Origin of the sequence: Brooklawnia propionicigenes, assembly GCF_030297015.1 — a bacterium.
GTDB lineage: Bacteria > Actinomycetota > Actinomycetes > Propionibacteriales > Propionibacteriaceae > Brooklawnia > Brooklawnia propionicigenes.
In genome coordinates this window covers 2,535,365-2,561,894 of the sequence record NZ_AP028056.1, presented here as the reverse complement: position 1 = coordinate 2,561,894, position 26,530 = coordinate 2,535,365, and the positions used below count along the sequence as shown (strand labels likewise).

Genomic DNA, 26,530 nt, shown 5'->3' with positions numbered 1-26,530 from the left:
GTGCTACCACTCAGCTACGGCAGCCCGGGATCGTAATCACCGATGACAAGATCCCCCAGTCAAAGGATGAAGATATGAGTACTATTCCAACCCATCAGATCCTGCACGGTATTGGGGTTTCTGCCGGTACGGCGGCCGGACCCGCCGTACTGGTTGTGCCGGCCCCGGGTGTGGACGCCACCGAGCCACCCAGCACCGATGCCGCCGCGGACGGTCAGCGGGTGCGAGATGCCATGAAGGCTGTGTCGGAGGCACTGCTGGCCAAGGCCGAGCACGCGCCCAAGACGTCCAAGCCGATCCTCGAGGCGACAGCTCAGCTGGCGCGCGACCGTGGGCTGGCCAAGTCGGTCGACAAGGAACTCAAGAAGGGCACCGGTATCACCAAGGCCGTGCACAATGCGGTCGAAGAGTACGCGGTGATGCTGACCCAGATCGGCGGATACATGGCCGAGCGCGTCACCGATCTCTACGACATCCGCGACCGGACGATCTGTCAGCTGCGCGGGCTCCCGGCCCCCGGCGTCCCGGATCTGCAGACGCCGTCGATCCTGGTCGCGCACGATCTGGCTCCGGCCGAGACCGCGACGCTGTCGAAGGACACCGTGCTGGGGATCATCACCGAAGCCGGTGGCCCGACGAGTCATACCGCGATTCTCGCCGCCCAGCTCGACATCCCGGCCGTTGTCCAGGCCAAGGGTGCCGAGGTCATCGTCGCCGGCTACCGGGTCGCCCTGGATGGCGGAGTCGGCGAGGTTATCGTCTCCCCGACCGACGCCGAGGTCGAGCTACTTGCCGAGCGGTCCCGCCGCCGGGCGGCAGCCTTGGCCGGCTCCAGCGGCGAGGGTGCAACCCGCGATGGCCACAAGGTGGCGCTGTTGGCCAACATCGGCACCGCCGACGATGCCCGCAAGGCCGCCGGTTACGATCTCGAGGGTTCCGGACTCTTCCGCACCGAGTTCCTCTTCCTGGAACGCGATCAGGCTCCGACGCTCGCCGAGCAGACTGCAACCTACACCGAGGTGCTGAAGGCGTTCGGTGACCGCCGAGTCGTCGTGCGGACCCTCGATGCCGGGGCCGACAAGCCGCTGGCGTTCGCCGATCTCGGTCCCGAAGACAACCCGGCTCTGGGACGCCGCGGTCTGCGGCTGAGCATGGTCCGCGAAGACCTGCTCGACACTCAGCTGCAGGCTCTGGCTGCCGCCTATGAGGCGACCGGAAGGACCGCTGACCTGCGGGTCATGGCACCGATGGTTGCGACCCTGGACGAGGCGAAATGGTTCGCTGAGAAGGTGCGCCCGCTCGGTCTGCCGAAGGTCGGCATCATGGTCGAGATTCCGAGCGCGGCGATCATGGCTGACAAGCTGCTCTCCGTGATCGATTTCGTGTCGATCGGCACGAATGACCTGTCCCAGTACACGCTTGCCGCCGACCGCATGCAGGGCGCGCTGGCGCCCCTGCTGAGCCCTTGGCAGCCGGCGCTGCTGGCCATGGTGAAAAGCACCTGCCTGGGCGGACGAGCAACCGGCAAACCAGTGGGTGTGTGCGGCGAGGCCGGCGGCGATCCGCTGCTCGCCTTGGTGCTGGTCGGCTTGGGGGTGTCGTCGCTGTCGATGGCTCCGAGCAAGGTCGCCACCGTGCGCGCCGCGCTGCGTCTGCACGACTACTCCACCTGCCAGCAGATGGCCGCCTTCGCTGTCGACGCGCCGACAGCCGGCGACGCCAAGGTTGCTGTCGAGACCCTGGTGGCACCGGCCCTGCGAGATCTGTTGTGATCTGACAGGCATTCCACACGAATATCGGGTGTGGTTATGGTTCGTTGAGAGCCATAACCACACCCGATATTTATGTGGCTTCGGCCGATGGACCTGACTGCGGATAATTCGGTCGCCGGCTGGTCATTTGAGTTGGTGCACGGGATCTTCGTGCATGAGGCGCGAAAAATACTCCTGTCCGGAATCTATCGCGGAGCATCTCATGAAACCCGCTGCCACGGCGCGGTTGACCAGTCGATCCTGGAGGATTATCCTGATGCGAGCCTCTCATACAGAGATGTCCGAGATAGGATCACATGCTTGCATCAACACCCGTTTTCGACACCCTTGCGTTCCCTTCCCGCGCCCAACTTGGCGAGGGACCGGTGTGGGATGGCGCCCAGTTGCATTGGGTCGACATTCTGGGACGCAAACTGTTTTCGTCCGACCTGGACGCGGCCGTCACGCGCACGACCGACCTGCCGCAGATGCCCGGCTTCGCAGTGCCGGACATCGCAGGTGGCTGGCTCGCGGGCTTTCCCGATGGCCTGTGGCGCAGCAACGTGGCGCTCACCGAGTGGGAGCAGCTGTGGCACGCCCCGCACCCGCTGGAAACCCACCGGATCAATGACGGCAAGACCGATCCCCAGGGCCGGGTGTGGTTCGGATCGATGACCTACGCCGAGGTCGATCCCCTGTCCGCGCTCTACCGGCTGGACGGTTCCGGGGTCACCGAGGAACTGGCACATGTGACGACCTCCAACGGTTTGGATTGGTCTCCCGATCACCGCACGTTCTATTACACCGATTCGATTCCGCGAGTGATCTGGGCGTTCGATTACGACGAGGCCAGCGGCGATATCAGCAACAAGCGCGAATTCGCCCGCGATCCCGCCGGCTATGTGCCTGATGGCGGATGCATCGACGACGACGGCTGCTTCTGGTCGTGCAAGTGGAATGGCTCCCGGATCGTGCGTTACACACCTGACGGTCGCACCGATCTGGTGTGGGAGCTTCCCGTGCATAACCCGACGAGTTGCGCATTCGTCGGCCCCGATCGTTCGGTGCTTGCCATAACATCCGCCCAATCCACAGATCCGTCGTGCGCCAGCGAATTCGATGGTGCCGTACTGCTGATTCAGACAAGAACGGCCGGGCCGACGATGACCCTGGCCCGGTCCAAATAGGAGGAAAGATGATTCATCAATTCAGCCGCCGCAGTCTGCTTCAAGCAGGACTGGCGATGGGAATCGCGGGTGTGGCCGCCGGATGTTCCACCGCGGGCAGCGGAGGTTCAGGCGGCTCAGCATCTGCCTCGGGCGCCAACCACATGGTGGCGCCGGTCGATGGCAAACTCGTCGTCGGCCTCGCCAACGGCTGGGCCGGCAACTCCTGGCGTTCGCAGATGGTCGCCGAGTTCAAGTACGCGGCAGAGAACAAGTTCGCCGACGACATCTCCCGCACCATCATCACCGATGCGAACCAGTCGGTCGATCAGCAGATCTCGCAGATCAACGACATGATCACTGCCGGCGCGAACCTGATCCTCATTGATGCGGCGAGCGCGACCGCCCTGAGTGGTGTGGTTCAGCGGGCCCAGGAGGCGGGCATTCAGGTCGTGTCCTTCGACAACGCCGTGGAGAGCGAATACAACATCATCATCAACACCAGCGCCGCCGAGTTCGGCCAGATCGGCGGAGAATGGCTTGCCGGTGTGCTGTCCAGCGGTGACGAGGTCTTCATGCTCGACGGCGTCTCCGGCACGCCGAATGACTCGGGCCGTGCAGGCGCGGCCCGTACGGCACTGGAGGCCAAGGGCATCAAGATCGTAGCGAACGCCGCTGGCGACTGGGATCAGGCGAAGGCCCAGGCGGCTGCCGCCAACCTGCTGTCCGCTAACCCCAATGTGAAGGGCATCTACTCCCAGGGCGGCGCCATGTCGCTGGGCGCGATCGAGGTGTTGGAGCAGCGCGGGCTCGACGTACTGCCGATCCCGGGCGAGGGGTACAACGGCTTCTTGAAGAAGTGGAAGGAACTGCGGGATGCCACCGGCTGGGAATCGATCGCTCCCTCGCAATCGCCCGCGCTCTCGGTGACGGCCCTGCAGTACGGCATCAATGCTCTTCGCGGCGAAGATCCCGGGCAGACGGTCGACGTCAAGCTCGACGTGATCGACAAGGACAATCTTGACGAGAACGTGCGCCCCGACATGTCGGATGCGATGTTCCTGCCCACCAGCCTGCCCGACGACATTCTGCACGACCTCTTCGGCTGAGTCATGGCACGAGCTACACACGATGCCGGTGGCGCGATTCTGACCGCCACCGGCATCGCCAAGTCATTCGGCGGAGTGCACGCACTCCGTGGCGTCGACCTGACTCTTCGTCCCCAATCGGTGCTTGCAATCGCGGGCGAGAACGGCGCCGGCAAGTCGACCTTGATCAAGACACTGACCGGCGTCTACCAACCTGATGAGGGCAGCATCGTCATCGACGGCGCCGAGCAGTCGCTCACTCCTGCCCGGGCGCGGGAACTGGGCGTCGCCGCGGTCGCCCAGGAACTCTCGGTGCTTGACCATCAGTCCGTCGCCGACAACATCTTCTTGGGCCGCGAGCCCAGAGGCCGCTTCGGTCTCACCGATAGACAGCGGCGAGACGGGCTCGCTCAGGAACTGCTCACCCGGCTCGGGCTGGGTATCTCCCCGCAGACCATGGTGCGCGATCTGACCCTGGCCGAAAAGCAGATGGTGGAGATCGCCAAGGCCATGTCCACCTCGCCCAGGATCCTGATCCTCGACGAGCCGACATCGGGCCTGCGAGAAGGCGACGTCGAGACGTTACTCAAGCTGATCCGCCAGTTGCGCGATGCGGGCACCTCGCTCGTCCTGGTGACCCACCGGATGAGCGAGATGTTCGAGGTCTCCGACGCGATCATGGTGCTCAAGGACGGCAAACATGTCGGCACGCGGCCGACGGCCGACACCACCGAAGCGGAGATCGTCAAGCTGATGGTCGGCCGGGAACTGGCAGCCGTCTATCCCCCGAAGGCATCGGACCAAGCCGCCGAAACGATCTTGACGGTCTCGGGCTTGTCGGTGCCGGGCACCATGGTGCACGACATCTCGCTGACCATCCCCAAGGGCAAGCTCGTCGCGCTGGCCGGCTTGGCCGGGCACGGACAGAACGATCTCCTGGAGGGTCTTGCCGGGCTGCGTCCGGCGCGCGGCAGCCTGACCCTGGACGGTCACGAGTTCTCGGCCTTTCGGTCTGTCGCGGCCGGAATCCGGCACGGTATCGTTCTCATCCCCGAAGACCGCAAGTCGCAAGGCCTTGTGCTGCCGATGACGATCGGCCAGAACATCTCATTGCCGACGGTCTTCCGCCGCGCGAAGGCAGGCTGGATCAGCCGGACGGCGGAGAAGGAGGTCGCCACGAAGGCGATCTCCGCAATGGCCATCCGACCCGCAGATCCGGGCAAGATCGCTGGACAACTGTCGGGAGGAAACCAGCAGAAGATCGTCATCGGCAAATGGCTGGTAGCTGATCCGCGGGTGATTCTGTGCGCCGACCCCACTCGAGGTATCGATGTGGGAACCAAACAGGAGATCTACGGTCTGCTGCGCAAGCTGACCAACGACGGCATCGGCGTGCTCATGCTGTCGACCGACCTCACCGAGATCGTCGGGCTGGCGGACGTCGTGCACGTGATGGCCGAGGGACGGATCGTCCGCACGTTGACTGGTTCTCAGATCACCGAAGAGACCATCACGGGTGCTGCCTTCCAGGGCGTCGAAGAGAGCATCCAGGAGGAGTCCGCATGAACTCGCTGAAGCGCTTCGCTCGCCGGGAGCCCTCGGCGATTGCGGCGTTCGTGATCCTGGCGATCGTCGCGGTCGGGTGGATGCTCAATACCCCCCGGTTGTCGATCTCATCCATCGCCATCGTGATCGCCCAGACCTTGCCACTGGCGATGGTCGCCTGCGGCATGGCGGTCATCATCTTCGGCAAGGGCATCGACCTGTCGCTGGGCATGATTCTCACCATCACCAACGTGATCATCGCCTATCTGTCCAGTAACGGCGTGCCGGTGCTGCTCGCTGCCCTGATCGCTCTTGCCGTGAGCCTGGTGGTCGGATCGGTGAACGGCGTGCTGGTGGCCTATATGGGGCTGCCGCCGCTGGTCATTACCTTGGCGACGTCGTCCATTCTCGCCGGCGTCGCGCTGTATGTCCTGCCCACCCCGGGCGGGTCGGTGCCCAAGTGGTTCTCCAATATTCCGCTGCTGCTGATCGGCCCGATACCGTTCTCCCTGATCCTGCTCATCGGCATTCCGCTGCTGGTCTGGTACCCGATCCGGCGGTCCTGGCTGGGCACCGCGATCATGGCGGTTGGCGAGGACGACTCATCGGCCTTCACCTCCGGCATCAACGTCCGCGCCGTCCGGGCGAGCACCTATGTGCTCGGTGCGGCCTTCACCTCCTTCGGCGGCATGCTGATGACGATGACCTCAGCCTCCGGTGATCCGAAGATCGGCGTCGATTTCACGATGAACGCTATCGCCGCGGCGGTCATCGGCGGCACGCTGCTGTCCGGTGGACGAGGCACCATCGCCGGAGCGGTTGCCGGTGCCGTGACCCTGCGGCTGATCGGCAACCTGCTGTTCAGCCTCGGCCTGAACGGGTACTGGCAGTACGTGGTGATCGGGACGATCCTGATCGCCGCGCTGGGTGTGCCCTATCTGATCGGCCGCGCCCGCGCGAATTCTCGTCCAGAACTGAGGAGGGCAGCATGAGCGCCACCAGCACTGCCGATACGGGTCCGAGCGCTCCGGCCCCCGCGGTTTCACGTCGCCGCTCGGTGAGCATCCAGACGATTGCGCCACACCTCATCCTGCTGATCGTCTTGGCGGTGACGTTCACGTTCGCGCCCGGCTACCGCAGCACGACCCAGGTCGCAAGCCTGCTGCAGCTGATGGGGCTACTCGGCGTGGTCGCCATCGGCCAGAACCTGGCCATCCTGGTCGCCGGCATCGATCTGTCGGTGGGCGCCGTGATGACACTCACCAACCTGGTGACAGCCCTGGTCATGGCCGGTTCGAATGCGAACATGCCGCTCGCGATGGGGTTGACGCTGCTCATCGGTCTCACCGTCGGTCTGGTCAACGGGGTCGGCATCGCACTGTTGAAGGTGCCCGACATGGTGATGACACTGGCAACCATGACGATGCTGCTGGGTACCGGCTACCTGATCACCGGAGGCGTGAACAAGGGCAATGCCAGTCCCGCGATCGTGACCTTCATGCAGGCCCGGTTCGCCGGGGTGCTGACCGGGGGCGTGGTGCTGTGGGTAATCCTGGGCATCGGCATCATCCTGGTGCTGCGCAAGTCGGTCTTCGGAATGCAGCTGTACGCGGTCGGCCTGAGTCGCCGGGCCGCGCAGGCCTCCGGCGTGCGGGTGGCCGTCATCGTGATCGCCATCTATGTCATCTCGGGCGTGATGTCCGCCTTGGCCGGCCTCATGCTGACCGGCTACATCGGGTCGAGCTACTACGACCTGGGCGGACCGTACCAGCTCAAGTCCATCGCGGCAGTCGTGATCGGCGGCACCAGCATCTTCGGCGGCGTCGGCGGGTACGGAGGCACCTTCTCCGGCGTCGGTACCATCGTGGTTCTGCTCAGCTTCTTGCAGGTCGTCGGCCTGTCGGATGCCGGCCAGCAGATTGCCTACGGCGCCGTGCTGTTGCTGATGTTGATCTTGTTCGCGAGGCAGCAGCGCAAGAACTGACGTCGCCGCACGGATAGGTGGGTCCCGTGTCCGGCCCTCGGATCGCTAGCCGGGGGCCGGATCCTCGCTGTCATCGACCTGGAAGGCCATCGGCAGCGGCCCGACCGGATGAAGTCCCGGGTCGTCGGACGCGAGCGAGCGGACCGGACCGACACCGGTCAACCGGGTCTCGAAACGCACGGTGACGACCCCGTGACCTGCACCCCAGACCCAGCCGCGGCCGTGTTCTTCGTGCTCGACATCCATGCCGGGGATCCATGCGCCGCTCGACCCGTGCCGCCGCCTCATCGCCGGCACCGAGGTGACCTCTTCGGTCATCGGACCGAGTTCCTCGTCGGCCCAGAACAGCTCCTCCTGGGCGGCCGCGGTGAAGTTCGCCACCCCGACCCCCAGCAGGCGCACCCCGCTGGTTGTGGCCAGGCCGCCCAGCAGTCCACGGGCGACGGCCCGGATTCGCTCGGCGGAGTCGGTGGCTCCGTCCAGCGTCCGTGATCGCGTCCATGTGGTGAAGTCTCCAAGCCGCACCTTGATCGTCACCGTCCGCGCAAACAGCCCTGCCTTGCGCATCCGGGCGGCCACCAGCACCGCGTCCCGGTCGATCACCGCGGCGATCTCGTGCGGATCGGTCAGATCGGTCGCGAACGTGTCCTCCACGGAGATGGACTTCGCTTCGCGGACCGCCTGCACCGCGCGATCGTCCCTGGCGAACGCCAGTTCACGCAGGCCGGATCCCGCAGCCTGGCCGAGCTCACGCACCAGTTCCTTGGCCGAGGCTCGCTGCAGATCGGCCACCGTCACCACGCCGAGCCGGGCCAGCCGCTCCATCGTTGCCGGCCCGACACCGGGCACCGCGCGCACGGACATCGGCGTGATCATCTCCAGCTCCCGCCCGGGGGCCACGACGAGCCATCCATCCGGCTTCGCCGCCTCCGAGGCGAGCTTTGCGATGAACTTGCTCGAGCCGACCCCGACCGAGGCACTCAGTCCCTCGGTCCGGCGGGTCAGCTCGGCACGCAGATCACCGACCAGCCGGTCCAGCTCCACGACAGAACTGGTCTCGATACCGCCCGCGGCGAGATCGACGTAGGCCTCGTCGATGCTCAGCGGCTCCACGACCGGGCTCAACTCGTGCAGCAGCGCCATCACGATGCGACTCGATTGCCGGTAGGCGTCGAAGCGGCCGCCCAGATAGGCGGCGTGCGGAGCGCGCCGTCGTGCCTCGGCCGTCGACATCGCCGACCCGACTCCGAACTCGCGGGCCTCGTAGCTGGCAGTAGCGACCACCCCGCGTCCGCCGATGCCTCCCACGATCACCGGTTTGCCGCGCAGCGACGGCTTGTCGCGCTGCTCGACCGATGCAAAGAAGGCATCGAGATCCAGGTGCAGGATCGACGCCGAGGCTCGCACTATTCCGCCCTGCTACGCCAGTGGTGCGTCGAAGAACTTCAGAATGTGCTTGCCCACCGCACACAACTCGCCACCCTGGTTGTGGATCTCGATGCTCGAGTAGGTCTTCGCTGCCTCCTGATCGACCTCGGTGATGGTGTAAGTCACCGTCAATGTGTCGCCGATCAGTACTCCTGCGGTGAACCGCACCTTGTCGTATCCGTAGCTCACGCACGCCTGTCCGGCTCTCGCCTGGATCATCGTCGAGCAGGCGGACGACAGACTCAGCACCAGCATGCCGTGCGCGATACGACCCCCGTAGGGAGTGGTCCGGCCGTACTCCTCGTTGATGTGGTTTGGGGACAGATCGCCGGTGATACCCGCGAACAGGTAGACGTCCGACTCGCCCAGAGTCTTGGTGAACTGGGCGACATCGCCCACCTCGAGGTTGATCTTCATTACTGTGCTCGCGTGTACCGCACGAAGTCGAATTCGCCGCGCGGCTGTCGCGAGACCTCCTTCCATTCTTCGGGTTTGATCTCCGGAAAAAGCACCGAGCCCGCAGCTTGTGCGTGCACCTCGGTGATGTCCAACTCGTCCAGATGTGGCCAGGCGAGCCGGTAGATCTGTCCGCCACCGATGACATACCTGACCTCGTCGGCGTCGCCGGTGGGCACCTGCACTGCCTGCTCCCAGCTGGTCACCGCGATGCCCCGCGGACGCCCATCCTCGGACACCGGGAAGCTGAGCTTCTCGGGATGGTGGGTGATGACGATGCTGGTTCGCCCCGGCAGCAGGCCCATGGCCTCATGAGTCTTGCGTCCCATGATCATCGAGTGGCCCATGGTGATCTTCTTGAACCGTGCCCAGTCCTCGGCGAACTTGAACGGCTGATCGTTGCCATCTCCGATCACGCCGTTGCTGGCCACCACGGCAATCGCAATGAGTTTCATCTGCTGCGCCTCTCCTTTGCGGCGGGACTTCATCAGACCGCGATCGGTGCCTTGATGGCCGGATGCGGGTCATAGTCGGTGACCTTGATGTCATCCAGGGTGAAGTCGAAGATGTCACGCACCTGAGGGCTCAACCACAGTCTCGGCAGCGCGCGCGGTTCGCGGCTGAGCTGCTCATGTACCTGATCGAGGTGGTTGTCGTAGATGTGCGCATCCCCCAGGGTGTGGACGAAGTCGCCCACCTCCAGATCGCAGACCTGGGCCACCATGTGGGTCAGCGTGGCATAGGACGCGATATTGAACGGCACACCCAAGAAGAGGTCCGCCGAGCGCTGGTACAGCTGACAGCTCAGCTTTCCGCGTTCGCCATCGCCGGTCGCGGGCGCCACATAGAACTGGAAAAGCGCGTGGCACGGCGGCAGGGCCATCTGCGGGATCTCGCCGACATTCCAGGCCGAGACGATGTGCCGGCGCGAATCGGGGTTGGTCTTGATCGCATCGATCACCTGAGCGATCTGATCGATGTGGCCCCCGCCGGGGGTGGGCCAGCTGCGCCACTGGTAGCCGTAGATCGGCCCCAGTTCGCCGTCCGGGGAGGCCCACTCGTCCCAGATGTGGATCTTGTTCTGGACCAGCCATTCGATATTCGTCGAGCCCTTGAGGAACCAGAGCAGCTCGCCGAAGACCCCACGGGTGAAGATCTTCTTCGTGGTGAGCAGCGGAAAGCCTGCCTGCAGGTCGAAGCGCATCTGATAGCCGAACACACTGCGTGTCCCTGTTCCGGTGCGATCAGGCTTGTGAACGCCGTGATCGAGAACGTGCTGCAAGAGATCCAGATACTGCTTCATGACGTCTCCAGTCCGAGAACCTCCAGCAGCTGCGGCACCATCGCGCGCAGGGCACGGCCGCGGTGACTGATCGCATCCTTCTGCTCGGCAGTCATCTGCGCGGTGGTCAGGGGTTCGGTTCCGGGCTCCAGCAGCTGATCGTCGGCGACGAAGATCGGATCGTAGCCGAATCCGTTCGCACCCCGAGGGACCCTGGCCAGCTGGCCGCCCATTTCCCCACGGGTGGTGAACTCCCGGCCATCCGGGGTCACCAGCGCGACCGCCGCGACGAAGCGAGCGCCGCGCAGCGGATCGTCCACGTCGTCGATCTGGCGCAGCACCAGCTCGAGATTGGCCTGATCGTCGTGGTCGGGCCCAGCCCAGCGGGACGAGCGGACTCCCGGCATTTGATTCAGGGCATCCACGCACAGACCCGAGTCGTCGGCCAAGGTGACCAGGCCACTGTGCTCGACGCCGGCGCGGGCCTTGATCAGAGCATTGCCCTCGAAGGTCCATTCGGTCTCGGCGGGCTCCGGGTAGCTGTCCACGTCGGCCAGGCCGACGATCTCGACGCCCAGCCCCTGTTCGGCGACGATTCGCCGCAGCTCGGCCAGCTTCTTGGCGTTGTTGGTCGCCAGCATCACTCTGCTGGTCATCGGTGGACCGGTTCGGCGAGAGCTTCGGCCTGCATCCGGGTGAGTTCCGCGCAGCCGGCCTGCCCGAGATCGAGCAGCTGATTGAGCAGGTCACGATCGAACGGCGCTCCCTCGGCGGTGCCCTGCACCTCGATGAAGTCACCGGTTCCGGAGCACACGATGTTCATGTCGACGTCCGCCGACGAATCCTCCTCATAGCACAAGTCGAGCATCGGCTGACCGCGGACGATGCCCACGCTGATGGCAGACACCGAACCGATCAGCGGCTCGCCGGCCAGCAGGTGACGCGCACGCAACCAGGACACCGCGTCGCTCAGCGCCACATAGGCTCCCGTGATGGACGCGGTGCGGGTGCCCCCGTCGGCCTGCAGAACATCGCAGTCGATGACGATGGTGTTCTCCCCGAGCGCCTTGTAATCGATGACTCCGCGCAGCGAACGCCCGATCAGCCGGCTGATCTCGTGGGTACGCCCGCCGATGCGTCCCTTACGGGATTCGCGATCGTTGCGGGTGTTGGTGGCCCGCGGCAGCATCTCGTACTCGCTGGTCACCCAGCCCAGACCGGAGCCCCTGCGCCAGCGCGGCACGCCCTCGGTCACCGAAGCGGCCACCAATACCCTGGTTCGGCCGAACTCCACCAGCACCGATCCCTCGGCATGGTCGAGCCAGCCCCTGCTGAATGACACCGGCCGCAACTCGGCCGCCTTGCGCCCATCGATTCGATCGCTCACGTTCACCAAAGCTACCGTCTATGGAGGAGCGACACGAAGCTTCGGGTCGGCATCGCCATCGAGTGGACGAACACAGTCCGGCGGCGAAACACAGTGCGGCGGCGCCAGCCGGTCAGACCCGCTGGCGCCGCCGCACCGAATGTGTTCTTACTCCGGTATCACTCCGCGATGATCACGTACAGACTGCGTGGACCGTGCACGCCCTCGACACGGCTCAACTCGATGTCGCTGGTCGCGGAACCTCCGCTGATCCAGGTGAGCGGCTGCCCGGCCAGCACAGCGGGCTTCACCCGCTCCACCGCCTCGGGGACACCCGAGACGACCTGATCGGCCATCACTACGCAGATGTGCACGTCGGGCACCAGACTGAGTGCACGGCGTCCCTGATCGGCGCTGTGGTCGAGCACGATCGTGCCGGTCAGCGCAACCCCACAGGCAGCAGCGGTGACCACAGCGCCCGTGTCGTTGAGTTCACTGTGGCTCAACCGGTGACCCGGATTGTCCTCGACGACCTCGACGCCGGCAGCTGCCAGACCGTCTCGCCACGCCTGGGCGAGACCCGCTGGCACCACGGCCGAGGTCACACCCAGATCGCGGGCCGCTGTGGTCAGCGCCGCAGCGAGCTTCGCCTTCGGACTGCGAACCACCGCAGCCTTGTAATCGACGACCCGTTGCTCGAAGGTGTCGATGATGTTCCCGACCTCGACGCTGCGGTGATAAACCCACTCAACGGGCGAATCCGCGGGAGTCTCGTCCGCCGGGACGTCGCGCAGCGCGCTGCGCACCCGGCCCAGAATCTCTTCCTTGGCGCTGGTCACTGCTGATCCCCTCGATTCTTCTTCCACCACTGCCGGAAGCTCTGTTCCGGAAGCATCGGCACGTCACGGGCGCTCGTCCAACGGCTGAGTGGCCCAGGAATAGCACCGAAGCCCTGCACGCCGAGCATCTTGCCGAGAACAGCCGAACCCAACGCGCTGCCGCGCCCGGCCAGTGCCAGATGCCGGTAGTCGTCCATCACCCAGGCAGCCACCCCGATCAACTGCGGCTCGAGTGTGTGCGGGATGTGCGGAGGATCGGCCTTCTTGGCCTCCACCACCTTGTGCCGCTCATGCACGAGCAGATCGGAGATCGGAATGCGTACCGGGCAGACCTCGTTGCAGGCCCCGCACAGGCTGGACGCATAGGGCAGCGAGCGGTCGATCACCGAATCGGTGCCGCGCAGCTGCGGGTTCAGGATCGCGCCGATCGGACCCGGGTAGACCGAGCCGTAGGCATGCCCACCGACACGTTCGTAGACCGGGCAGATGTTCAGGCAGGCCGAGCAGCGGATACAACGCAGTGCGGCTCGTCCGATCGGGTCCGACAGCACATTGGTACGGCCATTGTCGACCAGCACCACATGCACATTCTGCGGACCGTCGCCTTCGGGGCTGGGACCGGTCCAGACACTGGTGTACGGATTCATCCGCTCGCCGGTCGAGCTGCGTGGCAGCAGCTGCATGAAGACCTCGAAGTCGTCGAAGGTGGGCAGGATCTTCTCGATGCCCACCACCGAGATCAGGGTCTGCGGCAGCGTCAGGCACATCCGGCCGTTGCCCTCGGATTCCACGACGACCAGTGAGCCGGTCTCGGCAATCGCGAAGTTGGCTCCCGAGGTCGACACCTTTGCCCGCATGAACTTCTCGCGCAGGTGTGTGCGGGCGGCGCCGGCCAGGTTGACCGGCGCATCGTCCAGCCCCTCGGGTGCCGGGGTGCCGTAGAGTCCCATCTCCTCGAGGAAGATCTCGCGCACCTCGGCCCGGTTGCGGTGCAGCGCCGGAACCACGATGTGACTGGGCCGGTCATGGCCCAGCTGGACGATCAGCTCGGCCAGGTCGGTCTCCCAGGCGGCGATGCCGGCCTCCTCCAGGGCCTCGTTCATGTCGATTTCCTGGGTGACCATCGACTTGACCTTGACGACCTCACTCTCGCCGGTCGCTGCGATGAGGCCGATGATGATCCGGTTGGCCTCGTCGGCGTCGCGGGCCCAGTGCACATGGCCGCCCGCCTTGGTGAAGTTCTCCTCGAACTGCACGAGGTACTCATCAAGATGGCGGCCCACTCTGGTCTTGATCTGCTCACCGGCGGTGCGCAGATCCTGCCAGTTGTCGAGTTCGGCGACCACCCGGGCCCGCTTGTTGCGAATCGTCGTGGTTGCGTGCTTCAGGTTGGCGCGCTGCTGAGTGTTGGCCAGACCTTTCTTGGCGCCAATCTGGAACCGTGGGGAATCGATGTACTCCCCAGGAGGCGGTGCCGGTGTTAGGCGATGTTCGGTTTGGATAGTCATCACTCATCTCCCTCGGTATGGGCGAGGATCTCGGCAATGTGAATAGGTGTGATACCAGCGTTGGTGCGATGGAGCACACCCCCGATATTCAGCAGACAGAGATTGTCGCCCGCGACCAGGTATTCCGCTCCGGTTGAGGCCACGTTGCGAGCCTTGTCTCCGGCCATCGTGACCGACACGTCCGGGTTCTTCAGCGAGAATGTGCCACCGAAACCACAGCACGTGTTGGCGTCCGGCAGGTCGAGCAGGGTCAGCCCCCGCACCGCCTTCAGCAGCTGATAGGGCCGGTCCCCCACGTGCGCCACTCGCTGGGAATGGCAGGTGGGATGGTAGGTCACCTTGTGCGGGAAGTAGGCACCGACATCGGTCACACCGAGCACGTCGATGAGAAACTCGCTGATGTCGTAGGTGCGTGCAGCCACCGCCGCGACCCGATTGGCAACCGCATCGCCGGCCGCCCGCCGTGCCAGCATCTCGTGCTGGTGGCGGACCGAGCCGACGCACGACCCCGAGGGGCCGACTATGTAGCGGTAGGGCTCGAAGGCCTTGAGGAAGTTCTTCACAGAACCCACGGCCTCGTCGTAGTACCCAGTGTTGGTGAAGATCTGGCCGCAACAGGTCTGTTCCTCAGGGAACTCGACCTTACAGCCCAAGCGTTCCAGCAGTTTCACCACCGCAACCGGGGTCTGCGGGAACATCACGTCGTTTGCACAGGTGGCGAACAGCGCGACGGTCTTGCCTGCTCCAGGTTTACCAACCGCCTTTGTGACGGTGGCTGTTGTAGCTGTGGTCGTCGTCATATGTCCTCCTAGTTGATATGTCGAAGCACTAGCCGAAGTTCGGCATCATCCACGACAGCACCGGTGTCGACTGCAATCCGACCAGCAAACACAGCACAGCCAGCAGCCCGAGGCTCCATGGGATGGAACGCCGGAAGATATCCGATTCCTTGCCCACCAGACCGACTGCGGTAGCCGCGATGGCCAGGTTCTGCGGGCTGATCATCTTGCCGACCACACCACCAGAAGTGTTCGCCGCAACGAGCAGGTGCTCGTCGATCCCCAGATGCTGGGCGGCGGTCTGCTGCAGCGTCGAGAACAGGGCGTTGGCCGAGGTGTCGGAGCCGGTCACCGCAGTGCCGATCCAGCCGAGGATTGGCGACAAGAACGCGAAGATCGCGCCGGCGCCGGCGATCCAGGTGCCGACGGTGATGGTCTGACCGGACAGGTTCATAACGTAGGCCAGTGCCAGCACCGAGCCGATGGTCAAGAACGTCCAGCGCAGCTTGTAGACCTGGCGTCCGAAGACCTTCGCCATCAACGCCGGGCTCATCCGGTAGACCAAGCCCACGATGATACCGGTGATCAGCAGCAACGTGCCGGGGTTCGACAGCCAGTTGAAGTTGAAGATGGTCGATGAGTTGTCGGCACCCGCACCGGTCAAAATGAGTGCTCCCTCACCGGTCCACAGCCCCGGCCACCTGAACTTGATATCGGTCATGCCCAGAGCGGTCCGCACCGGCGCGACCAGCTTGGCGACGGTGAATATGACGATGACCAACAGGTAGGGGAACAAAGCCATGGCAACCTTTGGTCCGGTGACCGGCTTAACCTCGTTGATCTCAACCTTGGTGGTGGTGTGGAAGCCTTCACCGGCCTCGTGGGTCTTCATTTCGATCAGACGCTGCGCAGCTTCGGCGGTGCCCTTGGGCTTCCAGAACCGCAGCAGCACGACACCGGCGGCCAGACCAACCAGAGACGCGATGACGTCGGTCAGCTCAACCGACAGCCAGGTAGCGCTGACCCACTGCGCGACCGCGAACGAAAGACCGATGGTCAACGCTGCCGGCCAAACTTCCTTGACGCCGCGCTTGCCGTCGACGATCAACACCAACAGCAGCGGAACGAACCAGGCGAGCACCGGGGTCTGATGACCGACGGTGGCACCGACCTCCTGGTACGGGATTCCGGTCAGGGTGCCGGCGGTGATGATCGGGGTGGCGATAGCGCCGAACGCCACGGGCGCGGTGTTGGCGAGCAGAACCGTCAGGGCGGCCCGCAGCGGCGGGTAACCGATCGACATCAGCATGACACCGGTGATCGCCACCGGCGCACCGAAGCCGGCGAGGGCTTCCATCAGACCGCCGAAGCAGAACGCGATCAAGATCGCGAGAATGCGTGGATCGTCGGAGATGACGTGGAAGGTCGAGCGCAGATCCTCGAAATGGCCCGACTCGACGGTCAACTCGTACATCCAGATCGCGCACAGCACGATCCAGGTGATCGGGAAGATACCGAAGGCCGCGCCTTCCAAGGCCGAAAAGACCGTCAGGCCGACCGGCATGTTGAAGCCGAAGATGGCTACCAAGATGGCGACGGCGACAGCAGAAAGGCCTGCCCAATGGGCCTTCCAGCGCAGCGCGCCAAGCGTTATGAAGATAGTAAGCAAGGGCAGCAGGGCTACCAATGCGGACAACGTCAGGCTGCCGTTGACCGGTGCGATTTCTGGCTGGTATGGCACGCGTAACTCCATCGTTAGTCGCGGACGGAAACAGAACCATCGTCGGGGAGTGGTCTAACCATCGTCAAGGCTTGTCTTCTTAGGTTAGGCTAAGCCTCCTTGTACGACTCCTGGACTTGCGCGGCACTTACTTGCCTCTTTCGTTGCGCTGGTTCGATGATGACGCTGTGAAAGCGTATGAGGCCGTGCGGAAGCACCTCGAGGACCAGATCTTGGCCGGCGAGTTGACGGTGGGCTCCCTGTTGCCCGCCGAACGTGAACTCGCGACCGAATTCGGGGTCAGCCGCGCGGCTGTGAGGGAGGCACTTCGCATGATGGCCGCCCAAGGCCTCATCACCTCGCAGGTGGGTGCCGGACCGAACTCCGGGACGCGGATCACTGCCCAGAACGGGCCTGCCCTGGGCAAGCTGCTTCAGTTGCATGTTGCCTTGTCACAGTTCCCAATCGATGACGTGGTCGATGCCCGGGTGATGCTGGAGCGGTTCAGCGCCACGATGGCTTCGATCAACGCCAATCCCGAGAATCTTGCCAAGCTGGGCGACCTGCTGGGCGAGATGGAGGCCGAGCACATGGAGCTCGACCAGTTCAACGAGCTCGACACTCGCTTCCACATTGTCATCGCGCAACTGGCCGAGAACCAGTTCGTAACCGTGCTGACCACTGCCGTCAGGCAAGCGCTGGCCATCCCGATCCGACGGGCCAGCGAAGAAATGACGGACTATCAGGGTTTCCGCCGTGACCTGAACCGGCAGCACCGCAGAGTCTTCGAAGCCATCGCCAGCCGTGACCCCGAGCGAGCTGCAGACCTCATCGAAGAGCACATCCGGACGGCGTATACGATCCTGCCCATGGGTGGCAGCAAATGTTGATTCGCGTTATGGTCGAACCATATTGCGACGAAGGAGTCCGATATCCATGTCAGTAATCAGTTCCCGAACACAACTGGCCGATGTGCCCGAAGAATACGTCCGCGAACTCGCGGCCGCACTGGGCGAAGATGTTGAAGTCACAACCCGCGCTCTCGACCGCTTCGCGATCGCGATCGATGCGTCCCACTATCTCGCGGTTCCTCAGGCTCTGGCCCGTCCGCGCACTGCCCACCAGGTGGGCATGGCCATGGCATTGGCCGTGCGCTCGGGTTGGCCTCTGACATTCCGCAGCGGCGGCACCAGCCTGTCGGGCCAGGCGTTCTCGCGCGGACTGACGCTCGACGTCAGGCGGCATTTCCGCGATATCGAGATTCTGGACGCCGGTCAGCGGGTGCGCGTCCAGCCCGGAGCGACGGTCCGGCAGGTGAATGCCCGGCTGGCCAAGTACCACACCAAGCTCGGCCCCGATCCGGCCAGCGAGATCGCCTGCACCATCGGCGGCATGATCGCCAACAACTCGTCCGGCATGACCTGCGGAACCACCGCCAACACCTACCGCACGATCGACTCGATGGTGATCGCGTTGCCCTCGGGAACCGTCATCGACACCGCCAGCCCCAAGGCCGGTGAAGTGCTCGCCAACCAGGAGCCGGAGCTGGTCGAGGTGCTGACCAAGCTGCACACGCAGCTGGGTCGCCCCGAGATGCGTACCGACCTGCAGCGCCGCTACTCCATGAAGAACACCATGGGCTACGGCCTGAACTCGTTCATCGATTTCGACGATCCGGTCAAGATCCTCGAGCACCTGATGATCGGCAGTGAGGGCACGCTGGGCTTCGTTGCCGAGGCGACCTTGAAGACCGTCCCGATCCATTCGAAGACCGCCACCGGTTTCCTGCTCTTCAACTCCCTCGACGCAGCCACCGAAGCGCTGCCCACGATCGTCGACAGCGGGGCCGACGTGGCCGAGCTGATCGACTCGGCGTCCATCCTCGCGATGGGCACCGAGGCTGCTCCGGTGCTGCCGAAGAACTTCACCGTCGGCGGCGAAGCGATCCTGCTGGTCGAGTATCAGGGCGACTCGGACGACGAGTTGGCTGCCCGGGCCGGGGCCGGCATGGAAAAGTGCGCGTCGTTCGATCTGTACGCCCCGCCGGAACTGACCCAGGACGCCGGACGCCGCGAACAGATGTGGACGCTGCGCAAGGGCCTGTACACCAAGGTCGCGCGCAATCGTCCGAAGGGCACGGCCGCGCTGCTCGAGGACATCGCGGTGCCGATCATGGATCTCGGCACGGTCTGCAGCGATCTGCAGATGCTCTTCGACCGCCATGGCTACGAAGGCGGTGTCATCTTCGGGCATGCCAAGGACGGCAACATCCACTTCCTGGTCACCGAGGATTTCGACGGTCCGGCGTCCATGAAGCGCTACGAGAACTTCACCGAGGACATGGTCTCCCTGGTGCTCGGCAAGCAGGGCACGCTGAAGGCCGAGCACGGCACCGGACGCATCATGGCCCCGTTCGTCCACCGGCAGTACGGTGACGAGCTCTACGACGCCATGTGGCAGGTCAAGAAGGCCTGTGATCCCTCCCGGATCCTCAACCCCGATTCGGTGCTGACCGAGAACCCGAAGCTGCACCTGGTCGACATCAAGAAGACCACGCCGGTGCGTCCGATCATCGATGACTGCGTGGAATGCGGCTACTGCGAGCCGGTCTGTCCCAGCCAGCATCTGACCACCACCCCGCGGCAGCGGATCGTCATCCAGCGGGCCATCGCCCACGCCGAGGAGGAGCACGACGAGGCTCTGGTCGCCCAGCTGAAGGAAGACGAGCGCTACGCGGTGGTCGATACCTGCGCGGTCGACGGCATGTGCCAGACCGCCTGCCCGGTGCAGATCAACACCGGTCAGCTGATCCGCGATATGCGCGCCGAACTCGCTCCGCGTTGGCTGGACGCCACCTGGAAGGGTGCCGCGAAGATCTGGGGTCCGTTCGTGAACGTGGCGTCGGTCGGCATGACCGTGGTCGACCATGTGCCGAACGCCCCGGTGCGCGGCGTCCTGGGCGTGGCCCGCAAGGTCGTCGGCGAGGACGTCGTCCCGATGCTGTCGCCCGAGCTGCCCGGCGGTGGCCCTGCCCGGCATCCGCATCACGCGCCAAAGCCGGAGATCGTCTTCATGCCCGCCTGCGTGGGCACCATGTTCGGCTCCGATCATGCCTGCGGCAAGGGCTCATCGGACGCCTTCCGGCGGTTGTGCGAGCTGGTGGGCATCCGTATGGAGATTCCGGACGACATCCAATCGCTGTGCTGCGGCACCCCGTGGAAGTCGAAGGGCATGAAGTCCGGCGCCAAGCTCATGGGCGAACGGCTGGCGGCCTCGCTGGCCAAGGCCAGCAACAACTGGGAACTGCCGATCGTCTGCGATGCGGTCTCGTGCACCGAAGGCATGCAGGTGGCGCTGAAGAACCAGGGCGTCACCGACGCGAAGATCATCGATGCCGTGCAGTTCACCGCCGAGCAGATCGCGCCGAAGCTGCCCCAGCTGCCCCGCGAGCATCTGGCCGTGCTGCATCCGACCTGCTCCAGCACCCATCTGGGCGTCAACGACGCACTGATCATGCTGGCCGGGCTGGTGGCCGACGAGGTCATGGTGCCGGACGGCTGGCGCTGCTGCGCCTTCGCCGGTGACCGCGGCCTGCTGCATCCCGAGCTCACCGCCACGTCGACCCGTGACGAAGCGGCCGAGGCCAAGGCTGCCAACGCCGACCTGTACATGTCCCTCAACCGGACCTGCGAGCTCGGCCTGACCAGGGCGACCGGCAAGACCTACGTGCATGTGCTTGAGGAGCTCGCCTCCCGGGCGGCACCCGTCAACGCATAGTCCGGCTCCCCACTGTCGTACCTCTGGGGGCTTCCCGCGCTCCAAATCCGAAGCTGCGCCCGATATACCGGGCGCAGCTTCGGATTCCGGGCGCGGGAACGGGTGGAGTGACCCGCAGGAGGGGGTTCCGTCCCACGCACCTAGGTCGGTTCCGAGCAACCGGGGTATCAGAAGACCTTCAGTCCCAGGTCTACCTGCTCCACGTCGCGGACGAAGCCTCCCATCAGGCGCCGGCCCAGCCCCTCGAACTGCGCCGGATCGCCGGTGGTATTGAAGCTGCGCTCAGCCGTGTGACCGTCGCTGCGCAGCAGGCCCTTGCGCTTGAGGGTGGCGAATGTGGAGCGGGCGCACTCGTCCGCGCTGCTGACCAGGACCACCTCGTCGCCCATGATGAAACTGATCACACCCGACAACAGCGGATAGTGCGTGCAGCCGAGGATCAGCGTGTCGACCTGCTTGTGCTTCAGAGGCTCGAGATAACCGCTGGCGACGGCCATCAGCGAATCGCCGGTGGTGATCCCTGCTTCGACGAAGGGCACGAACTTCGGGCAGACCTGCGTGCTCACCTGCACCGGTGAAGCCGCCAGCGCGTCGTTGTAGCTGCGCGAGGTCGCGGTGCCGGCAGTGCAGATCACGCCGACCCTGCCATTGCGGGTGATGGACGCCGCCTTACGCGCGGCCGGCAGCACGACTTCGACGATCGGCAGCTGGGGGTAGCGCTCGCGGGCGTCACGAAGCGCAGCGGACGACCCGGTATTGCACGCGATGATCAGCGCCTTCACGCCCTGGGCTACCAACCAGTCGAGACTTTGCAGGGTGAACTCCCGCACCTCGGCCAAGGACCGAGGCCCATAGGGGGCGCGGGCGGTGTCGCCCAGGTAGATGATGTCTTCGCCGGGCAACAGATCGACGATTGCGCGTGCAACGGTCAACCCGCCGAAACCCGAATCGAAGATGCCTATGGGCGCCGCGGACAGCTCGTTCACCGGGCCAACTTTAGCCAAAGGATCGCTGCGTGGCTCATTCCTGGGCGTTCAACAGGGATTCCTGTACCCATCCCAGCCATTCATAGATCGAAAACGTCCAGCTGCGGGGATCGTCCTCGGGCAGCTCACTGACGTGATCGGCATCATCGGCATCGCGGATGTCGAGGCGCACCGCGAGGGCCAGCCGCAGATTGGTCAGGGTCTTCAGCCAGCCTGTGGTGTGCGACCCGCAGACCTCGCAGCGGCCATGGGCCTGGATGCCTTCGAGGTCGGCCAGCACCGCGCGCGCCGCGTTCACCTTGTCGTCGAGCTGCGCGGTGTGGGTGAACCGCTGGAAATCGTGACCGGCCGCCGGATCATCGGGGTACGGGTTCGGGAACAGCCGCTGCAGGACCGGATCACCGACCGGCTCGTAGTCGAAATCGTCCTCGCTGACCATCTCGCGCTCCAGCCGGGCGAAGATCTGGTCCTCGTCGTCGACCGCGTCGGATTCGTCCGGGTCGTCGTCGCTGAGCCAGGCGGTGCCCGGGCCGCCCGCCGGGGGGCTCGACTCCAGGAGCAGTTCGATCAGCTGGCTGATCAGCCCGCTCAGCAGACTGAGCTCGGCCGGCTCGAACTGGCAGACCACCCGATCGTCCACCCGGCGGAACGCGAGCATCACTCGGCCTTGTCCAGCGTCGCCCACAGGCCGTAACTGTGCATCGCCTGGACGTCGCGTTCCATACAATCGCGGCCACCACAGCTGACGATCGCGCGGCCCTCCATGTGGACCTGCATCATCAGACGTTCGGCCTGATCCTTGGGGTAGCTGAAATAGGTCGAGAAGACGTGCGTGACGTAACTCATCAGATTGACCGGGTCGTCCCAGACCACGGTCACCCACGGCTGGGTGGTCTGAGATTCTTCGGACGCGAGCTCCTCGACGGCCGTGCCGCCCCCCGTTGCTGCGGATGCCGATTCGCTTGCCATGTGCCTATTGTTACCCACCTGCACAACCCGCGGGCATAGGCTCAACCATATGACGTCCACCGCACTGCTCACCGATATGTATGAGCTGACCATGATCAAGGCGGCCATGCATGCCGGCACGGCATTCCGACGCTGCACTTTCGATCTGTTCCCGCGCAGGCTCCCTACCGGCCGCAGCTACGGCGTCGTGGCCGGCACCGGACGTGCCCTGGAGGCACTGAAACACTTCCGGTTCGGCCCCGAGGAGATCGAATTCCTGCGCGACCGCGGTATCGCCGATGACATGCTCGCCGAGTGGCTGGCCGACTACAAATTCTCCGGGAATATCCGCGGCTATGCGGAAGGCGAACTCTTCTTCTCCGGCTCGCCGGTGGCAGTCGTCGAGGGCAGTTTCGCCGAAGCCGTGGTGCTGGAGACGTTGCTACTGTCGATCTTCAACCATGACTCCGCGGTGGCTTCGGCGGCATCGCGGATGACGCTGGCCGCTGAGGGTCGCCCGATCATCGAGATGGGTGGCCGGCGCACCCACGAGTGGGCGGCCGTCGCGGCGGCCCGGGCGTCGTGGATCGCCGGTTTCGGGCCCAGCTCCGATCTGGAGGCCGGACGCAGCTGGGGCATCCCGGTCAGCGGCACCGCCGCCCACGCCTTCACGATGCTCTTCGATTCGGAAGAAGACGCCTTCAAGGCGCAGCTGGAGGCCATGGGCGAACAGACCACACTGCTGGTCGACACCTACGACGTGGACGATGCCATTAGGAAGGCTGTCGAACTCACCGAGGGGCGCATCGGCGCCATCCGGCTGGATTCGGGCGATCTGAGCGTCGAGGTGCGCCGGCTACGCAAGCTGCTCGACTCGCTGGGCGCCACCAAGACGCGCATCATCGTCACCAACGACCTGGACGAGTACCAGATCGCCGCGTTGCGTGGCGCCCCCGTGGACGGGTTCGGCGTCGGCACCTCGGTGGTCACCGGTTCGGGACATCCGACCTGCGGCATGGTCTACAAGATGGTCAGCCGGGCCGACTCCGACGACCCGGACGCCGTGCAGCATCCGGTGGTGAAGAAGTCGCAGAACAAGGGCACCATCGGCGGGCGCAAGACCGTGATGCGCCAGATCGATCAGAGCGGCACCGCGACCGCCGAGGTCATCGGCGTGGATGTGGCACCGCGCACCGACAGCAACGACCGGCTGGTGATGGTCGATCTGGTGCGAAACGGTGAGATCGTCGGTGAAGAGCCGCTCCAGGACGCCCGCGACCGCCACGCACGCGCGCGCGCCGAACTGCCGCTGGCGGGCCAGAAGATCAGCCGGGCGGAGCAGGCCATCCCGACCATCTTCGTCACCCATGAAGGCGAGAAGACCGAGAACATCTACCTGATCGGCGAGCCCCCGGCCAATCTGTGAGCCATCAGCTCCAGAATCGATAGAAGTGATGAACCGGGCCGTGCCCGTGCCCGACGCCCAGTTCGTCGGCGTGATCCAGCGCCCCGGTGATCCATTCCTTGGCGGCCGCGGCGGTGGACGGCCAGTCGAGGTTGCGCGGACGCAACGCCGCCAACGCCGAGCTCAGTGTGCAGCCGGTGCCGTGGGTGTTCTTGGTCTGTACGACGTGGCTGACGAGCTCGTGGACGCCATCGGGGCCCGCGAGTACATCAGTGGCCCGGGCATCCAGCCGATGTCCACCCTTGAGCAGTACCCAGTCCGCCCCGAGTTCGCGCAGTTTGACTGCCTGGGCCGACATCTCGTCCAGGCCGGTGGCCTGCGTCTCGCCCAGCAGAACCGCGGCCTCGGGCAGGTTCGGGGTGATGATGTCGGCCTTCGCGATGAGCCGCCGGACCGCCTGGACAGCGTCGTCGTCCAATAGGCGATCGCCGGAGGTGGCGACCATCACCGGATCAAGGACCACGGGGGCATCGAGCTCGCCGAGCAGTTCTGTGACCTCGTCGGCCAGCTCGGCGGTGGCCAGCATGCCGACCTTGATCGAATCGATGCGCACATCGGCCACCAGGGTCTCGAACTGCTGAGCGACGAAGTCGACCGGCACCACATGTACCCCGGTGACGCCCTGGGTGTTCTGCGCGGTCAGCGCGGTGATCACGCTGGTGCCGAAAGCACCCAGCGCGGAGAAGGTCTTGAGGTCGGCTTGGATGCCTGCGCCGCCGGAGGGGTCGCTACCCGCGATGGTCAGCGCGACGGGAGGCAGCCCGCCGCTGGCCCAGGCATTCACCAACTCGCGGGTGGCCGCCCGGACATCGGGCTGTCCGCAGATCGCGCTGATCACCGAGACCCCCGCGAAACCCGAACGCCGCACGGCGGCGGTATCGGCCGCCTTCACTCCCCCGATCGCCACGCACGGCCACGGGCTGCGGGCGGCCAGGCCGCTCAGATAACGCAGACCGGTGGCCGGTGCGTGATTGGGCTTGGATGCGGTCGGGCGCACCGGGCCCAGGCCGAGGTAGTCGATGTCACCGCGGCCGAGGTGGGCGACAGCCCAGTCCAGCTGCTCCCCGGTCTCGACCGACAGGCCGAGGATCGGGTCGGGCCCGAGGATCGCCCGGGCCTGTGCCACGGGCATGTCGGACTGCCCGACATGGGCGCCGTCGGCTCCCGCGGCGGCGACCAGGTGCACCCGATCGTCCAGCAGCACCGGCACGCCCGTGCCGCGGACCGTCTCGACGACGTCGCGGGCCATCGCCAGGAATGCATCATCGTCGGCATCGGGGTCGCGCACCTGGACGAGCGTGGCGCCTGCCTGCACGGCCTGCCTGACCGTCTCCGCCACACCGAGCGCCCCGCACTGCACCGTGTCGGTGACCAGGTAGACCGAAAGATCCAGATCCTTGCTCATGAGATCTTCACCCGATCTGCGGCCTGCTCGGCACTCAGCCGAGCGAGCGCATCCAGGAGTTCGACGGCGAAGCTGCCCGGTCCCCTGGCGACGGACGCAGCGTTCTCGGCGGCGATGTTCATATGCGAGGTAGCCGCGATCGCCGCGTTCAGCGGGCTGGTGACCGCCGCATAGCCGGCCATCACCGCGCCCAGCGCGCAGCCGACCCCGGTGACCTGGGTGAGCATCGCGCTGCCGTTGCTCAGTTTCACCAGTTCGTCGCCATCGGTGATCATGTCAACCGGGCCGCTGACCGCGACGACGCAGTGGTAACGACGGGCCAACTCATGGGCCGCGTCCACGGCATCGGTGGTGGAGTCGGTCGCCTCGACGCCGCGTCCGGAGGTGCCGCCCAGGAAGCCCAGGATCTCGGAGGCGTTGCCGCGCAGGATGGTGGCGGGGTTGGCGTCCATCATCTTCTTGACCTCGGCCGTGCGCCACGGCAGTCCGCCTGCCGCGACCGGGTCGAGCACCCAGGGTTTGCCGGCGGCGACTGCAGCGGCTGAGGCCAGGTACATGCCCTGGATCTGCTCGGACGAGGGAGTGCCGTTGTTGACCAGCACACCGGAGGCGACCTGGGTGGCGAATCCTGCGGCCTCCTCGGGGTTGTCACACATCGCCGGGGATGCGCCGACCGCATACAGCACGTTCGCGGTGAAGTTCATCACCACATGATTGGTGAGGCACTGCACCAGCGGGTTGCGCTCCCGCAGTGCAGTGATGCTCTCGGCCAGAGCAGAGGAATGGAAATCGACGTTCATCTGGACGTCCCTTCGCTAGCACTACCTAGATCAGGTCACTACGGGTTTGGTCTCAGCCGGTACCTTCCCCGGCACCCCGCGTCTTGGATGTACGTTAGCACCGGCCACCAGCCGGCAGGCGAGGCGATTCCGGATGGTCGACCGGCCTGCGAGCGTGCTTCCCGGACCGGCGAAGGTCGGATAGCGGGCCATCGCCGCTAGCATCGAGACAGGACTACGGATGCCGGTGCGCGGGAG

The 26,530-nt window shown here is 65.2% G+C and carries 23 protein-coding genes, 2 pseudogenes and 1 riboswitch; of the genes and pseudogenes, 9 read left to right on the top strand and 16 right to left on the bottom strand.

Going from position 1 to position 26,530, the window contains the following annotated elements:
* Window positions 1-74: 74 nt before the first annotated feature.
* The 6 genes from ptsP to QUE25_RS11785 all read left to right on the top strand — a co-directional run bounded on the left by ptsP (window position 75) and on the right by QUE25_RS11785 (window position 7,534).
* Window positions 75-1,772, top strand: coding sequence for a phosphoenolpyruvate--protein phosphotransferase (gene ptsP / locus QUE25_RS11810; protein ID WP_286265226.1), 1,698 nt, complete (start codon window positions 75-77; stop codon window positions 1,770-1,772).
* 296 nt (window positions 1,773-2,068) lie between these two features.
* Complete coding sequence (locus tag QUE25_RS11805) at window positions 2,069-2,938, top strand: SMP-30/gluconolactonase/LRE family protein (RefSeq protein ID WP_286265223.1); 870 nt, start codon at window positions 2,069-2,071, stop codon at window positions 2,936-2,938.
* An 8-nt stretch (window positions 2,939-2,946) separates the two neighbouring features.
* The gene (locus QUE25_RS11800; RefSeq protein WP_286265220.1) at window positions 2,947-4,026 is read left to right on the top strand and encodes a substrate-binding domain-containing protein; all 1,080 of its coding nucleotides are present in this window, start codon (window positions 2,947-2,949) and stop codon (window positions 4,024-4,026) included.
* A gap of 3 nt (window positions 4,027-4,029) precedes the next feature.
* Window positions 4,030-5,571 carry a sugar ABC transporter ATP-binding protein gene (locus QUE25_RS11795; protein ID WP_286265218.1) on the top strand — a complete coding sequence of 514 codons (1,542 nt, stop codon included), beginning with the start codon at window positions 4,030-4,032 and terminating at the stop codon, window positions 5,569-5,571.
* Window positions 5,568-6,542 carry an ABC transporter permease gene (locus QUE25_RS11790; RefSeq protein ID WP_286265215.1) on the top strand — a complete coding sequence of 325 codons (975 nt, stop codon included), beginning with the start codon at window positions 5,568-5,570 and terminating at the stop codon, window positions 6,540-6,542. The genes QUE25_RS11795 and QUE25_RS11790 overlap by 4 nt, the downstream gene beginning before the upstream one ends.
* The gene (locus tag QUE25_RS11785; protein WP_286265213.1) at window positions 6,539-7,534 is read left to right on the top strand and encodes an ABC transporter permease; all 996 of its coding nucleotides are present in this window, start codon (window positions 6,539-6,541) and stop codon (window positions 7,532-7,534) included. Before QUE25_RS11790 ends, QUE25_RS11785 begins: the two co-directional genes overlap by 4 nt.
* Before the next feature lie 45 nt (window positions 7,535-7,579).
* On the opposite strand, the gene QUE25_RS11780 is transcribed toward QUE25_RS11785, so the two are convergent.
* The 10 genes from QUE25_RS11780 to QUE25_RS11735 form a co-directional block, all read right to left on the bottom strand.
* On the bottom strand, window positions 7,580-8,941 hold the full coding sequence (locus QUE25_RS11780; protein WP_286265211.1) for a DNA polymerase IV: 1,362 nt from the start codon (window positions 8,939-8,941) through the stop codon (window positions 7,580-7,582).
* Window positions 8,942-8,953: 12 nt separating this feature from the next.
* Window positions 8,954-9,379, bottom strand: a complete 426-nt coding sequence (locus tag QUE25_RS11775; RefSeq protein WP_286265209.1) for a MaoC family dehydratase — start codon at window positions 9,377-9,379, stop codon at window positions 8,954-8,956.
* Window positions 9,379-9,873 (bottom strand): dihydrofolate reductase, encoded by a 495-nt coding sequence (locus QUE25_RS11770; RefSeq protein ID WP_286265208.1) that lies wholly within the window; start codon window positions 9,871-9,873, stop codon window positions 9,379-9,381. The genes QUE25_RS11775 and QUE25_RS11770 overlap by 1 nt, the downstream gene beginning before the upstream one ends.
* 32 nt (window positions 9,874-9,905) lie before the next feature.
* Window positions 9,906-10,721 (bottom strand): thymidylate synthase, encoded by an 816-nt coding sequence (locus QUE25_RS11765; protein WP_286265206.1) that lies wholly within the window; start codon window positions 10,719-10,721, stop codon window positions 9,906-9,908.
* Complete coding sequence (locus tag QUE25_RS11760) at window positions 10,718-11,356, bottom strand: non-canonical purine NTP pyrophosphatase (protein WP_286265204.1); 639 nt, start codon at window positions 11,354-11,356, stop codon at window positions 10,718-10,720. Before QUE25_RS11760 ends, QUE25_RS11765 begins: the two co-directional genes overlap by 4 nt.
* Window positions 11,353-12,087: a ribonuclease PH gene (gene rph / locus QUE25_RS11755; protein ID WP_286265201.1), complete on the bottom strand. Its 735-nt coding sequence runs from the start codon at window positions 12,085-12,087 to the stop codon at window positions 11,353-11,355. Before rph ends, QUE25_RS11760 begins: the two co-directional genes overlap by 4 nt.
* Before the next feature lie 158 nt (window positions 12,088-12,245).
* Window positions 12,246-12,905, bottom strand: a complete 660-nt coding sequence (locus QUE25_RS11750; RefSeq protein WP_278934324.1) for a LutC/YkgG family protein — start codon at window positions 12,903-12,905, stop codon at window positions 12,246-12,248.
* Window positions 12,902-14,413, bottom strand: coding sequence for a LutB/LldF family L-lactate oxidation iron-sulfur protein (locus QUE25_RS11745; RefSeq protein ID WP_286265193.1), 1,512 nt, complete (start codon window positions 14,411-14,413; stop codon window positions 12,902-12,904). Before QUE25_RS11745 ends, QUE25_RS11750 begins: the two co-directional genes overlap by 4 nt.
* Window positions 14,413-15,213: a (Fe-S)-binding protein gene (locus QUE25_RS11740; protein WP_286265191.1), complete on the bottom strand. Its 801-nt coding sequence runs from the start codon at window positions 15,211-15,213 to the stop codon at window positions 14,413-14,415. Before QUE25_RS11740 ends, QUE25_RS11745 begins: the two co-directional genes overlap by 1 nt.
* A 28-nt stretch (window positions 15,214-15,241) precedes the next feature.
* Window positions 15,242-16,945 carry an L-lactate permease gene (locus QUE25_RS11735; protein WP_286265190.1) on the bottom strand — a complete coding sequence of 568 codons (1,704 nt, stop codon included), beginning with the start codon at window positions 16,943-16,945 and terminating at the stop codon, window positions 15,242-15,244.
* 155 nt (window positions 16,946-17,100) lie between these two features.
* Between QUE25_RS11735 and QUE25_RS11730 the strand changes: the two genes are divergently transcribed.
* Both QUE25_RS11730 and QUE25_RS11725 read left to right on the top strand, forming a co-directional pair.
* On the top strand, window positions 17,101-17,802 hold the full coding sequence (locus QUE25_RS11730; RefSeq protein ID WP_286265188.1) for a FadR/GntR family transcriptional regulator: 702 nt from the start codon (window positions 17,101-17,103) through the stop codon (window positions 17,800-17,802).
* A 46-nt stretch (window positions 17,803-17,848) separates the two neighbouring features.
* Entirely contained in the window at window positions 17,849-20,689 is a 2,841-nt protein-coding gene (locus QUE25_RS11725) for an FAD-binding and (Fe-S)-binding domain-containing protein (protein WP_286265186.1), read from the top strand.
* Between the two features lie 167 nt (window positions 20,690-20,856).
* Here the strand turns inward: QUE25_RS11725 and murI are convergent, their stop codons facing one another.
* The 3 genes from murI to clpS are packed head-to-tail and all read right to left on the bottom strand — an operon-like array spanning window position 20,857 to window position 22,644.
* A complete protein-coding gene (murI, locus tag QUE25_RS11720; RefSeq protein WP_286265184.1) occupies window positions 20,857-21,675 on the bottom strand; it encodes a glutamate racemase in 819 nt (272 codons plus the stop codon).
* A 34-nt stretch (window positions 21,676-21,709) separates the two neighbouring features.
* A complete protein-coding gene (locus QUE25_RS11715) occupies window positions 21,710-22,333 on the bottom strand; it encodes a DUF2017 domain-containing protein (RefSeq protein WP_286265182.1) in 624 nt (207 codons plus the stop codon).
* Window positions 22,333-22,644 (bottom strand): ATP-dependent Clp protease adapter ClpS, encoded by a 312-nt coding sequence (clpS, locus tag QUE25_RS11710; RefSeq protein ID WP_286265180.1) that lies wholly within the window; start codon window positions 22,642-22,644, stop codon window positions 22,333-22,335. The genes QUE25_RS11715 and clpS overlap by 1 nt, the downstream gene beginning before the upstream one ends.
* Before the next feature lie 49 nt (window positions 22,645-22,693).
* Here clpS and QUE25_RS11705 point away from each other — a divergent pair, with 49 nt between their 5' ends.
* Window positions 22,694-24,049 carry a nicotinate phosphoribosyltransferase gene (locus tag QUE25_RS11705; protein WP_286265178.1) on the top strand — a complete coding sequence of 452 codons (1,356 nt, stop codon included), beginning with the start codon at window positions 22,694-22,696 and terminating at the stop codon, window positions 24,047-24,049.
* Between the two features lie 4 nt (window positions 24,050-24,053).
* On the opposite strand, the pseudogene thiD reads toward QUE25_RS11705, so the two are convergent.
* The 3 genes and pseudogenes from thiD to thiM form a co-directional block, all read right to left on the bottom strand.
* Window positions 24,054-24,824: pseudogene (gene thiD, locus QUE25_RS14915) on the bottom strand (bifunctional hydroxymethylpyrimidine kinase/phosphomethylpyrimidine kinase); the annotation flags it as partial.
* 36 nt (window positions 24,825-24,860) lie between these two features.
* A pseudogene (thiE, locus tag QUE25_RS14910) lies at window positions 24,861-25,493 on the bottom strand (thiamine phosphate synthase); the annotation flags it as partial.
* Window positions 25,490-26,293: a hydroxyethylthiazole kinase gene (gene thiM, locus QUE25_RS11695; protein ID WP_286265174.1), complete on the bottom strand. Its 804-nt coding sequence runs from the start codon at window positions 26,291-26,293 to the stop codon at window positions 25,490-25,492. The gene thiM and the pseudogene thiE, both read right to left, overlap by 4 nt.
* A riboswitch (TPP riboswitch) is annotated at window positions 26,284-26,382 on the bottom strand. Its footprint overlaps the gene before it by 10 nt.
* Between the last annotated feature and the right edge of the window lie 148 nt (window positions 26,383-26,530).

Excerpts from the sequence above, each read along its gene's own strand:
- QUE25_RS11715 (WP_286265182.1), bottom strand. The coding sequence starts at position 22,333 with ATGCTCGCGTTCCGCCGGGTGGACGATCGGGTGGTCTGCCAGTTCGAG.
- thiM (WP_286265174.1), bottom strand. The coding sequence starts at position 26,293 with ATGAACGTCGATTTCCATTCCTCTGCTCTGGCCGAGAGCATCACTGCA.
- ptsP (WP_286265226.1), top strand. The coding sequence starts at position 75 with ATGAGTACTATTCCAACCCATCAGATCCTGCACGGTATTGGGGTTTCT.
- QUE25_RS11770 (WP_286265208.1), bottom strand. The coding sequence starts at position 9,873 with ATGAAACTCATTGCGATTGCCGTGGTGGCCAGCAACGGCGTGATCGGA.
- QUE25_RS11760 (WP_286265204.1), bottom strand. The coding sequence starts at position 11,356 with ATGACCAGCAGAGTGATGCTGGCGACCAACAACGCCAAGAAGCTGGCC.
- QUE25_RS11705 (WP_286265178.1), top strand. The coding sequence starts at position 22,694 with ATGACGTCCACCGCACTGCTCACCGATATGTATGAGCTGACCATGATC.
- QUE25_RS11765 (WP_286265206.1), bottom strand. The coding sequence starts at position 10,721 with ATGAAGCAGTATCTGGATCTCTTGCAGCACGTTCTCGATCACGGCGTT.
- QUE25_RS11740 (WP_286265191.1), bottom strand. The coding sequence starts at position 15,213 with ATGACGACGACCACAGCTACAACAGCCACCGTCACAAAGGCGGTTGGT.
- QUE25_RS11795 (WP_286265218.1), top strand. The coding sequence starts at position 4,030 with ATGGCACGAGCTACACACGATGCCGGTGGCGCGATTCTGACCGCCACC.
- clpS (WP_286265180.1), bottom strand. The coding sequence starts at position 22,644 with ATGGCAAGCGAATCGGCATCCGCAGCAACGGGGGGCGGCACGGCCGTC.
- QUE25_RS11725 (WP_286265186.1), top strand. The coding sequence starts at position 17,849 with ATGTCAGTAATCAGTTCCCGAACACAACTGGCCGATGTGCCCGAAGAA.
- QUE25_RS11775 (WP_286265209.1), bottom strand. The coding sequence starts at position 9,379 with ATGAAGATCAACCTCGAGGTGGGCGATGTCGCCCAGTTCACCAAGACT.
- QUE25_RS11790 (WP_286265215.1), top strand. The coding sequence starts at position 5,568 with ATGAACTCGCTGAAGCGCTTCGCTCGCCGGGAGCCCTCGGCGATTGCG.
- QUE25_RS11745 (WP_286265193.1), bottom strand. The coding sequence starts at position 14,413 with ATGACTATCCAAACCGAACATCGCCTAACACCGGCACCGCCTCCTGGG.
- QUE25_RS11805 (WP_286265223.1), top strand. The coding sequence starts at position 2,069 with ATGCTTGCATCAACACCCGTTTTCGACACCCTTGCGTTCCCTTCCCGC.
- QUE25_RS11800 (WP_286265220.1), top strand. The coding sequence starts at position 2,947 with ATGATTCATCAATTCAGCCGCCGCAGTCTGCTTCAAGCAGGACTGGCG.
- QUE25_RS11735 (WP_286265190.1), bottom strand. The coding sequence starts at position 16,945 with ATGGAGTTACGCGTGCCATACCAGCCAGAAATCGCACCGGTCAACGGC.
- QUE25_RS11785 (WP_286265213.1), top strand. The coding sequence starts at position 6,539 with ATGAGCGCCACCAGCACTGCCGATACGGGTCCGAGCGCTCCGGCCCCC.